The 10,950-nt window shown below is 38.2% G+C and carries 10 protein-coding genes; 4 read left to right on the forward strand and 6 right to left on the reverse strand.

The genetic code is table 11. The features are described from left to right. The first annotated feature begins 244 nt into the window (after positions 1–244). Together SGJ10_05705 and SGJ10_05710 are read left to right on the forward strand one after the other, a co-directional pair. Positions 245–853, forward strand: coding sequence for a DUF3109 family protein (locus SGJ10_05705; protein MDZ4757618.1), 609 nt, complete (start codon positions 245–247; stop codon positions 851–853). A 40-nt stretch (positions 854–893) separates the two neighbouring features. Beyond that, on the forward strand, positions 894–2,399 hold the full coding sequence (locus SGJ10_05710; GenBank protein MDZ4757619.1) for a polysaccharide biosynthesis C-terminal domain-containing protein: 1,506 nt from the start codon (positions 894–896) through the stop codon (positions 2,397–2,399). Here SGJ10_05710 and SGJ10_05715 read toward each other — a convergent pair. The 6 genes from SGJ10_05715 to SGJ10_05740 form a co-directional block, all read right to left on the reverse strand. Beyond that, entirely contained in the window at positions 2,388–3,143 is a 756-nt protein-coding gene (locus SGJ10_05715; protein ID MDZ4757620.1) for a HAMP domain-containing sensor histidine kinase, read from the reverse strand. The two genes, SGJ10_05710 and SGJ10_05715, sit on opposite strands and share 12 nt — an antisense overlap. 262 nt (positions 3,144–3,405) lie before the next feature. Continuing rightward, the gene (locus tag SGJ10_05720) at positions 3,406–4,014 is read right to left on the reverse strand and encodes a superoxide dismutase (GenBank protein MDZ4757621.1); all 609 of its coding nucleotides are present in this window, start codon (positions 4,012–4,014) and stop codon (positions 3,406–3,408) included. Between the two features lie 91 nt (positions 4,015–4,105). Beyond that, positions 4,106–4,528: a hypothetical protein gene (locus tag SGJ10_05725; protein MDZ4757622.1), complete on the reverse strand. Its 423-nt coding sequence runs from the start codon at positions 4,526–4,528 to the stop codon at positions 4,106–4,108. Further along, a complete protein-coding gene (locus SGJ10_05730) occupies positions 4,525–5,700 on the reverse strand; it encodes an MFS transporter (GenBank protein MDZ4757623.1) in 1,176 nt (391 codons plus the stop codon). The genes SGJ10_05725 and SGJ10_05730 overlap by 4 nt, the downstream gene beginning before the upstream one ends. Before the next feature lie 51 nt (positions 5,701–5,751). Continuing rightward, positions 5,752–8,745, reverse strand: coding sequence for a DUF2723 domain-containing protein (locus SGJ10_05735; GenBank protein ID MDZ4757624.1), 2,994 nt, complete (start codon positions 8,743–8,745; stop codon positions 5,752–5,754). A gap of 52 nt (positions 8,746–8,797) precedes the next feature. Further along, a complete protein-coding gene (locus tag SGJ10_05740) occupies positions 8,798–9,244 on the reverse strand; it encodes a hypothetical protein (protein ID MDZ4757625.1) in 447 nt (148 codons plus the stop codon). 125 nt (positions 9,245–9,369) lie between these two features. Between SGJ10_05740 and SGJ10_05745 the strand changes: the two genes are divergently transcribed. Then, entirely contained in the window at positions 9,370–9,924 is a 555-nt protein-coding gene (locus SGJ10_05745) for a TlpA disulfide reductase family protein (GenBank protein MDZ4757626.1), read from the forward strand. After that, positions 9,921–10,520: an aminodeoxychorismate/anthranilate synthase component II gene (locus tag SGJ10_05750; GenBank protein ID MDZ4757627.1), complete on the forward strand. Its 600-nt coding sequence runs from the start codon at positions 9,921–9,923 to the stop codon at positions 10,518–10,520. The genes SGJ10_05745 and SGJ10_05750 overlap by 4 nt, the downstream gene beginning before the upstream one ends. Positions 10,521–10,950 lie beyond the last annotated feature (430 nt).

Raw genomic sequence — 10,950 nt, forward strand, 5'->3', positions numbered from 1 at the left:
ATACATGAACTATTATAAGCTTGTAAAGACAATAATAAATTTGAATTTAATGAATGAATATATTCACATAATTAAACTTTTATATTTAATAAAAAACGACTGGTTTCAAAAACCTTTTGTGTTTTAACAACTAGTCCAAAACCTAAATCCTTTTTGAAACTATAATTTTTTATTATTATAATATATAGTTTATTCTTACCACAGTCGGGTTTAAATTTGCAGTCCAAAACAAAGAAGAGAAAACGTGCAAAAAACCGAAGTGGATGGGCAACAAAATTACAGCCCAATGTTTATTATAGGAAATACAATTGTGAGTGAGGCTATCATAGAACAAAACTTTGTATGCAATATAGAAAAATGCAAAGGAGCTTGTTGTATAGAAGGAGATCAAGGTGCACCAATTGACGCCGAGGATATTGAAAAAATAAACGAGCACATGTTAGCAATAAAACCATACATGTCGGAAAAAGGAAAAAAATTGCTTGCCGACAAAGGGTTTTACGAAATAGATCCCGACGGTGACAAAGTAACAACTTGTTTGCCAACAGGGGAATGCGTTTTTGTGGTATATGAAAATGGAAACTTGGCATGTGCTATTCAAAGAGCCAACGCTGAAAAAAATTTCGACTACCCCAAACCTATTTCCTGCCATCTATACCCTATTAGGGTTTCTAATTTTAAACAATACGATGCTCTGGGATACCATGAGTGGCAATTGTGTTCACCTGCGTGTACTCTGGGCAATCAACTAAAAGTGCAGGTTTATAAATTTTTAGAAGAACCCCTTGTTCGCAAATATGGGCGTGACTGGTGGGCCGAACTTGATGCTATTGCAAAAGACTGGGGCAAATAATTCGGACTATATTTGCCGCTAATTATATAAACCTATACAGTTGAGTTTCGTAAAAAAACTTGCCTCTCAAACAGCCTTATATGGCCTCACCAATGTGTCGAGGCTTATCAATTTTTTGATATTGGCCAAGCTGCACTCCACAGTATTAAGCCAAGCAGAGAGTGGGGTACAGGGAAATTTTTATGCCTACATATCTTTTTTTAATATATTGTTTACTTATGGTTTAGAGACCGCATTTTTTAGGTTTGCCAACAAAACACAAGACCCCAAAGCAGTTTTTGGCACAGCTTATATATCTTTGATGAGCAGTAGTGTATTGTTGATTTTTCTGGGTTGGTCTATATGGCCAACTTTGGCTAGTTTCACTGGGTTTGCATCACAACCTAAATATTTACTATACTTGGGGGCTATTCTTTTAGTGGATACGCTTTCCGCAATTCCCTATGCTGGCCTTAGGCAACAAAACAGACCCATAAAATTTGCCGTGATAAAAATAGCGGGAATGCTTGTATTCTTATTGCTCAATCTTTTTTTCCTGTGGTTTTGCCCCTCAGTTTCGGAAGGGAAAATTTGTAGTTTTGCTCAAGGTTGGATTAATAGTTTTTATATCCCGCAAAACAATTTGGAGTATATATTCCTTGCAAATTTAATTTCAAGTTTATTTAGTTTTATTTTACTTGGACCCCAAATTTTTGGGTTCAAATATGGGTTCGATAAGCAGTTGTGGAAACAAATGATGCAGTTCGCAGGGCCTTTATTGTTAGTGGGTTTACTAGGAATGACTAATGAAACTTTAGACCGGATTTTAATACCCAAACTAATAGATGGCCAAGAAGGTCTGATACAAAATGGTATATATTCTCAGTGTTATAAAATCAGTATTTTTCTCACCGTATTTGTTCAGGCATTTAGGTATGCAGCCGAGCCATTTTTCTTTTCAAAAGCAAACGATAGCAACGCTCCCAAAATATATGCCTTGGTAATGGATTGGTTTGTACTGGTGTGTGTGGTGGTTATTACAATCTTATTATTGTATATTGATATCGCCAAACACCTATTGGACGAAAAGTTTTGGGAAGGGATAAAGATTGTCCCAATTTTATTATTTGCAAATTTGTTTATGGGCATAAATACCAACCTGAGCATCTGGTACAAGGTTACCGATAAAACTTCTTGGGGTATACTCATTGCTTTTTGTGGTGCATTTTTAACCGTTCTTTTAAATATTATATGGATACCCCAAATGGGTTATCTAGGAGCGGCCTGGGCAACCTTGTGGAGTTATTTGGGCATGGCCACCTTAAGCTATTTTATAGGTCAAAAGCATTATAAAGTACCTTATAATATCTCTAGGTTTTTTATATTACTTTTCTCAACGGTTGCATTGGTTGCTATCAGCGATTTATTGATATACCATTTAGATTTGATTGGGTTTTGGCCAAAAACAACTTTAAACACAGGATTATTAATTCTATATTTATTTCTTGTCTGGAAATTATATATAAATAAACTAAGAATAGAGAGCAGGGTGTTCTCAGGCAGCTAACCTTTTGGGTATAGAAAAAGAAAAAATACTACCCACACCCGGAGTGCTTTCGAACCAAATTTTTCCTTGGTGAAGTTCAACAAAATCTTTGCACAATAACAATCCCCAACCTGTGCCCACCTCGCCTGCCGTACCTTCTGAAGTAGGCATATGTTCGGTGAGTAATATACTCCCGACAGCATCGCTAAAACCTACTCCCTGGTCTTTTATACTAATGATGTGGTCGTTGTCGTTACTATTGTAAAGGATTTCAACCACGCTATTAGATTGAGAATACTTAATAGCGTTTCCTAATAAATTACGCATAACCGTTCCAATCATGTTTTTATCTGCGTTTAACAGCAACGTATCATCGGAGTTATATTTTATAGCTATCTTTTTTACAGAAGAGGAATATTCTACATGTGCAAGTTCTTCATCGATGAGTTGCTTAAATACAAAGGAAGAAATATTGGGTTTTAATATACCCTGCTTGCTTTTAACCCAAGCCAACAAGTCATCCAGTAAATTCAATGTTTTGTCGGCAGAAACTTGGAGCATTTTCACCACATCATCATCACGCATTGCAGGTTCGTTCATCAACAATGATAGTTGTACCATATTGCTTACGGGGCCACGCAAATCGTGGGCTAACAATGAAAGGAATTTATCGTGAGATAAATTTAGCTGGTTCAGTTCCGTTATCTTTTTTGCTAAACGGTTCAGCTCACTGTCATCTTTGTATGTAGAATTTGTACTATCCAAATTTTTAATATTTCTTACACATGACCTTTATCCTTTTTTTAAAAGAAAGATGTAGTGTTTTAGTTTAGTTTGTTATATAAGCTAATATTTGTTTTGGGGTCACTTATTTATATTTATAGGTGTGTGGCAATAAAACCTAACAAATATTTTCTTTAACAAAAATAACGCATAAAAAACTATCACCAAATGATATTTTCAAAACTCCTTACACAAAAAAACCCAACGCTTGGGTTAGGTTTTCTTTGTAAACAAATATTGTTTTTTATTTTGTAGCGTCTTCAAACTTACCCGCAACAGCGTTCCAGTTTACCACATTCCACCAAGCCCCTATATAGTCAGGGCGACGGTTTTGATAATGCAAATAATAAGCATGTTCCCACACATCGAGTCCCATAACAGGGGTTCCTTTTACTTCGGCTACATCCATTAACGGATTATCTTGATTGGGGGTGGAGCTAATAGTAAGTTTGCCATCGTGCACCAATAACCAAGCCCACCCACTTCCAAAACGGGTAGTGGCAGCCTTGTTAAATTCTTCCTTCATTTTATCGAAGGAACCGAAAACCGTATTGATTGCATCTGCTAATTTACCAGATGGATTTCCACCGGCGTTTGGGCCAATGATAGACCAAAACAGACTGTGGTTATAATGACCACCTCCATTATTGCGAACGGCAGCAGGATATTTAGATATATTTTTACAAATATCTTCAACGCTTAAGTGTTCAGCATCGGTTCCTGCTGTGGCATTGTTAAGGTTGGTAACATAAGCGTTGTGGTGCTTGTCATGGTGTATTTCCATGGTGCGTGCATCAATGTGTGGTTCTAACGCATTGACAGCATAAGCAAGATCGGGTAATTTGAAAGCCATAATTGTTATATTATTTTATTGTTGGAAAAAAGTATGATTTATTGATTGTATAACAAGGTTACTATAATATTTGTTTTAGACACACGCAGAATTACTTGGTAGATTTAATGGCTATTTTTTGCAAAATATCATATAACCTTTTTATAGAACTGGGCACCGTAAATTCATTTTGCCCCCAGGTGTAATTTGGGGTTTCCGCATTATTGCCAAAAGATATAAAATAATACATATTGCCTGGGTTGCTAAAGTCTGGAACATTCTTTTGTATAGAATCAGCCAAGTCAAATATTTCTTGAAGGGTCTTTTTGCGTAATTTCATTTTCAATGGCGAGGTAGTGTTGTTTAAGGTTTCAGCATACAGTGTGCCCAGAGAAGATATTTTGAACCCCGTTACTTTGCCTGTAATGCCACCACCATTGCCAAACCTGATAACTCGCTCAGGGCCATCTAACTTTCCTGTTTTGCATGTTGTAAATAAAACAGTAACAATTAAAGATATATATATATATTTCATACCTGCAAACCTATTTTTTTGTTTGACGGTACAAACATAAAGAGAATAAGACACATAGCAACACCTGTAGCAGAAATAAGAAATAATGATTTGCCCGTGTAGATATCCCAGATTAGACCTGCAAAAAGACCCGTTGCTATTTGTAATAAACCTGTGGAGGCACCATAAAAACCGAGAGCAGTAGCAGTTTCTTTTTCGGCACACACATTCGTAATCCAAGCCTTTGTATTGCCTTCCACACATGCAGCATAAAGACCATATACTGCAAACAAAACAAAAACCTCACTACTGCTTGCTGCAAAAGGCAGGAATGAATAAGTGGTTATAAAGAACAGAAATCCGAAGAGTAAAATTTTCTTGTTTCCTAATTTGTCTACCAAATAACCTGCAGGATAAGAAGCGATAGCGTAAACCAAATTATATATTATATATGCCTCGATAGCGGTTTCGAAGTTGGTTAATTTTTTCACCCAAAGAATCAAGAAAACATCAGAAGAATTAAACAAAGTAAAAACCAATAAAACCTTCATGAGTCTTTTAAACTCAGCGGTTGATTGTTTCCAATACGAGAAAAAATTAAAAGGATTTATTATGGTATCCCTGTGCTGTTCAAACTTCTTTTCCCGTAAAAAAAATATATATACGAGTGAAAGAGCAGCAGGTATAAATGCAAACGAGAACATGGATTGCAAACCAAAGCCCTGGTGCAGAAGCAATAAAGCAATGCAGGGACCGATCACTGCCCCAAGGGTGTCAATGGCTCTGTGAAAACCAAAAACTTTTCCTTTGTTTTCTTTATTTGATTCGCCCGAAAGCATGGCATCTCTAGCTGCCGTGCGTATACCTTTACCAGTGCGGTCTAGCAGGCGTGCTGAGAATATAAGTGGAACTAAGGCTGAAACCCCCATCAACAATTTAGCAAAAGCAGAAAGGGCATAACCCACGAGCACAAAAGGTTTACGTTTTCCCAACTTATCGCTCCACGAACCAAAAAACCCCTTTCCGTAAGAGGCAAGCATTTCAGCAAAACCCTCAAGCAAACCGATAGCGGTTCCTGTAAAACCAATCTGTTGCAAGTATATAGGGAACACAGGGAACAACATTTCACTGCTTATATCAGTAAACAAACTTACCAACGAAAGTAATAATATGTTTTTGGTAATAAATTTCACCGTAATAAAAAAGGGAAGCTTTTGGCCTCCCTCTATAAATATATATCTTAACTATTTGTTTGCGGCTGCCAGCTTTTCTATTTCGCCGAGTATGGAATTATATTGCCATTTATCACTTTCTGTACCGGGTGAACTTCCAAGTTTTTCAAGATGATTGAGCATGGCTGTATAGTACACTTTTGTTTTGTTTACATATTCCAGGCCTTTTGTTTTGTTGCCTGCTGCGTAATAAGCCTGTGCCAGCGAAACACCTGTTTTTTCAAGCGGAACATTCCGCTCGGGCAATACTCTCATTCCCATATCAAGGAGTTCTTCTGCTTCTTTTTTCCGGTTTTCGGCCGACAGGGCATTTGCAACGGTTATAAAAACATATTGCCTCAAAGTAAAGCACTGACGCATGGCGGTTTCATCTATATAGATCCCGTCTTTATCAGCACCACCAAATTTAAATTTTGTTTTAATTAAGTTGAGCGATTTGGTTGTGTTCACATAACCCATATCAGAATTTGGGCTTTTTCTTAATCCAGGAACCAACTTATAGCACAATCCATCTACTTGGAAATAACGTTGAAGGGCTTTAAAATCGCTCGCCCCCGATGTGGTGGTAAAGCATACAGGGCGTTTGCCAAAGTTATTGGCTATATAATCAAACACAGCAATTTCACTTTTATTAAATGATTTGTGGTCGCTGAAGTCCATATATATAAAATCTTCAATTAAGCCACTGTCTTTTATATCCACCAAGCCATTGGCTATCATTTCTTGTTTGTTCACCTGTATGTAAAATTTATTTGTAGGAAAGAAGGCACCTCCATCGTTGCTGCGTCCTGCACCAGCATTAAGTTTCGGACAGTCGTCGCTGCCCACAAAATCCATTACCGCTTTTAGTGACGCAAAACCTGTATCAGGGATTCCAAAACGGGAAAGGCCGGGAGTTGGGATTACCTCGCATTGGTTCATTTTTTCGCCAGCATATACTTCATGCCTTAGGCTCATTTTGATGGGTTTAGATTCGAAAGCTTGGCGTTTCATTACATCTATATACCAATCGGTATTGAGCAGGGAGAGGTTTATTACTCTTATGTCGGTGCGAATACCTTCTACACTTTGTGCATACCAAAGCGGGTAGGTATCATTATCGCCATTGGTGAACAATACCGCGTCTTTATCGCACGACTCCAGATAGTCGATAGCACAAGCAAGAGCAGTGGTGCGTTTGCTGCGATCGTGGTCGTCCCAATTTTGGTTGGCCATTAGTACAGGTGAGGCCAGTAAGCAAAGCCCAAAACCTAAGCCTGTTGCTGTTCGAAAACTCATACGTTTGGACAAGAATTCTATAAGCCCCAATACGCCCAAACCAATCCACACGCAGAAGTATTGGAAGGAACCCACAAAGGCATAATCTCGTTCACGCGGTTGGTAGGGCGGCGTATTTAGATACACCACAATAAGCAAACCTGTGAGCAGGAATAAGGATAGTATTACAAAGAAATCTTTACTGTCTCTTTTATACTGCCAATACATACCCAATATTCCAATAATCAGGGGCAAAAAGAAAAAAGTATTATGGCCTTTATTGTCCTTTTCGCTTTGGGGCAGCTCATCGCGGTCGCCCTGCCATATTTTGTCTATAAAGGGAATTCCAGACGAAATACCTCCATTAATTGGGTCCCAGTCGGTGCTTTGTTTGTCGTTTTGCCGACCTACAAAATTCCACATAAAATAACGCCAGTACATAAAGCCCAGTTGATATTTGAACATAAATTCCAGGTTATGCTTGAACTTTACTTTTTCATCTTGTCGCAACCCTGTCCAGTTTCTATAACCTTGCTTTTTATTTTCTTCCATATTCCACATGCGAGGGAATAAAGTACAAGATTTCGGGTCCCATTTATAGTCCAATTTATTTCCAGTGGCATCGTAGCGTCCGGTTTTTTCGTTGCGAACAAATAGTTTGCGGCCTTTAACCACATCCACAGGTTTGGCATCAAAGTTTTGGCCATATAACAAAGGCCAGTTTCCATATTGCTCTCTGTTTAAGTATGAAAGCAAGTTATTGGGGTCTTCTACATTTTGGTGGTCAAGCGGCACATCGGCCAATGAGCGTATAACAAGCATGGCATAAGAACCATAGCCAATAGAAATATATAATGCACATAAAATTATGGTGTTCCAAACGGTTTTGCCATTCCGCTTTGTGTATATTAACAAGAACGTAAAGAAAGCCGTCATCAATATTAAGAAACCGAAATAACCCGTGTTAAAAGGCATGTGGAACACATTCACGAACAAAATTTCTATTTGTAATATAAGCCAAGGATAACCAGGAATAATTATATTTTGCACCACGATAATAGATGCCAAAGCAACTACGATGGCTATAATAAATCTTCTGGTATCGATATGGTATTTTTTGAAGAAGTAAACAAATACCACCGCAGGAATAACCAATAAGTTAAGTAAGTGAATTCCTACAGATACGCCTACCAAAAAGGCGATCATCACCAACCATTTATCGGCATGTTTGGGATTGGTATCCATCGTGTTTTCCCACTTTAAGATACTCCAAAAGGCAATGGCAGAGAAGAAACAACTTGCCGCATATACTTCACTTTCTACTGCCGAGAACCAAAAGGTATCTAAGAAAGTACAGGTAAGAGCCCCTACAAAACCAGCCGCCATTATAGCATAGGTCTTATCTGCTGTGAGTTCCTGTTTGTTAGCAGTATAAATCTTTTTTGCCAAGTGTGTAATAGTCCAAAATATGAACAGCACGGTTAGGGCACTGGTAAACGCCGATAATACGTTAGTCCAATAAGCTACGTTAGCTTGGTTGCCCAAAGCAAAAAGGGAGAAGAATTTCCCCAACAACAAAAACATGGGGGCTCCAGGAGGGTGCACTACTTGTTGCTTGTCGGCTGCAGAAAGAAACTCTCCACAGTCCCAAAAGCTGGCGGTGGGCTCGAGTGTGAGCATGTAAACGGCGAGAGAGATTGCGAAGGCTACCCAGCCAGTTATGTTGTTTAGTTTTTTGAATTGATCCATAAGGAATTACGTATGATAAATATTAATTTATGATTGGTTTATTTATAAAAAGTTAAAATTTAAATAGGTCTCTCGCCCAAGGTATGCCTGCTAATACAAATAACAATGCCGCCGCCGACCACACAAACAAATGCTTGTGTTTTAGATTATCTGTTTTTGCTTTTTTGCTTTTGCTTCGGGCAATGTGCACGAATATCCAAGCTAAAGTCATTAAAGTAATATGTTCAATTCCTATTACACGGATGGAAGCCTCTTTCATAATTTCACCCATAGCTTTTCCTTTCATTACCTGAGGGTAGAAATACACCCAATACTGCACCATGCCCATCAGGAACATAATGTCGGCAGTAATCATATAAAAAAGGCTGAACTTATTGTCGGCTGCGGTAAAAGGCATTGTCATACGCCAACCGCGAACTGAGCGGACTACCACAACTAGAGCTAAAATAAGATAAACCCAACGGAGCCAACTATGAGAATAGAGTAATAAGGTTTGCATTTTATTGGTTTTTAATATCGGGCAAAGATAATAGGATAGGTGTTTATTTTGGGAATGATAATTTTTTTGAAAAATTCAATTTTATTAAAACCAAATTAAGGCTAATTTTGTCTGCTAAATTTATTATGAAAAAATATATACATACATTAACATTGGTCTTGGGAGTTTGGGCATTTGTATTTGCAGCTCTTCATTTCACATCGGTTCCACAGAAACAAGTACGTCTCAAAAACGAGGAAGTTTCTACTAGCAGCATCACTGATACTGTTGCGAAGAGACGCTACACGAAGATGGAGATAGACTATTTTCTGAAGAATTATAACAAACCCAAGAACGAAATATGGGTTTGCTATTTTTGGGCTACTTGGTGTATGAACTGTACCCGAACACATCGTACGCTTTCGCAATTGGACCAACAATTTAAGGCAAGTAATGTACGTCTCATATCGCTCTCTATGGACAAAAAGAAAAAGAAATGGAGTAAATTTTTAGATGAAAATGGTGCCGACTGGGAGCAGATATATGCAACTGGCATGAGCTTCGATAAAAGATTTGTGAGAGATTTTGGAAGTATTACTGCCTTACCACAGTGTTTCATTATTTACCGAACAGGAGAGGTGAAACGCGTAAAGCTGCTGAACCAATTGCGAGACGAGATTATGAAAGCCATTGAGCAATGAGCGGCAAAGCCCCGCAACTTTTGTTGATCGACAATTTCGATTCCTTTACTTATATCTTGTTACACTATTTCCAAAAGCTGGGATATGGCGTAGAAGTGCTTCGCAACGATATAGCCCTATCCGAACTTAACTATAATAAATACCAAGGTGTCATTATTTCCCCTGGGCCGGGCACGCCATCGCAATCAGGAAACTTGGTGGATTTATTAAGTAAAGTGGTGGGAAAACTTCCGGTACTTGGAATATGTTTGGGAATGCAAGCAATAGGTGAGTATTATGGACTTGTGTTGGAGCATGGCAGTAAACCTTTCCATGGCAAACAAACAGAAATTTCGCATACGGGACATCCTATGTTTTCAAATGTTCCAACAAGTTTTTTAGCAGGTCGTTATCATTCATTGGTTTTGAAAACCATTAATGAAGACGTTTTTAATATTACCGCCACATCTCACGAAGGAGAAATAATGGCTATAGCACATAAGCAGCTACCCGTTTGGGGAATGCAGTTCCATCCTGAAAGTTGCATGACAAAAGATGGTATGCAAATGATTGAAAATTGGTGTGGTTTGAGCCCCTCTCTCCTGTTTCGCCCCTGAGGGAAAAGATGGTACAGTTGTGCGAGGCTCAATAATATCGAACTCGTTTAAGTATTTCGTAGTGGGTTTCTTTTGTACCCGACAGATGAAGGTTAGCCATACAAAAAACAACTTGCCCCTTAGCACATTATACCATTCTACAAACCTAAAATAGTCTTTGGACTATTTTAGGTTTGTAGAATGGTAATGCCGAACTACATCCCGAAAGCATTGGGGATTAGTCCCTTTCTTTTGGACTATTATATATTAGACCATTACTTAACCCAAGTTGCAGCCGATTGTCATATTACAGTAAACATGTGACGCTTTTCGACCTAAAACAATAACAATACAGACTAATTTGACTTAGGCTCAAAATGCTTTATACACATTTTAAGGACTTTGGGTTTTCAACTTTGATTTGTAGTACACAAATCGGTGGGCAAGAGAT

It is taken from the genome of Bacteroidota bacterium (genome assembly GCA_034439655.1).
In the GTDB taxonomy this organism is placed as follows: domain Bacteria; phylum Bacteroidota; class Bacteroidia; order UKL13-3; family UKL13-3; genus CANJUD01.

Excerpts from the sequence above, each read along its gene's own strand:
- SGJ10_05720 (MDZ4757621.1), bottom strand. The coding sequence starts at position 4,014 with ATGGCTTTCAAATTACCCGATCTTGCTTATGCTGTCAATGCGTTAGAA.
- SGJ10_05725 (MDZ4757622.1), bottom strand. The coding sequence starts at position 4,528 with ATGAAATATATATATATATCTTTAATTGTTACTGTTTTATTTACAACA.
- SGJ10_05735 (MDZ4757624.1), bottom strand. The coding sequence starts at position 8,745 with ATGGATCAATTCAAAAAACTAAACAACATAACTGGCTGGGTAGCCTTC.
- SGJ10_05740 (MDZ4757625.1), bottom strand. The coding sequence starts at position 9,244 with ATGCAAACCTTATTACTCTATTCTCATAGTTGGCTCCGTTGGGTTTAT.
- SGJ10_05745 (MDZ4757626.1), top strand. The coding sequence starts at position 9,370 with ATGAAAAAATATATACATACATTAACATTGGTCTTGGGAGTTTGGGCA.
- SGJ10_05750 (MDZ4757627.1), top strand. The coding sequence starts at position 9,921 with ATGAGCGGCAAAGCCCCGCAACTTTTGTTGATCGACAATTTCGATTCC.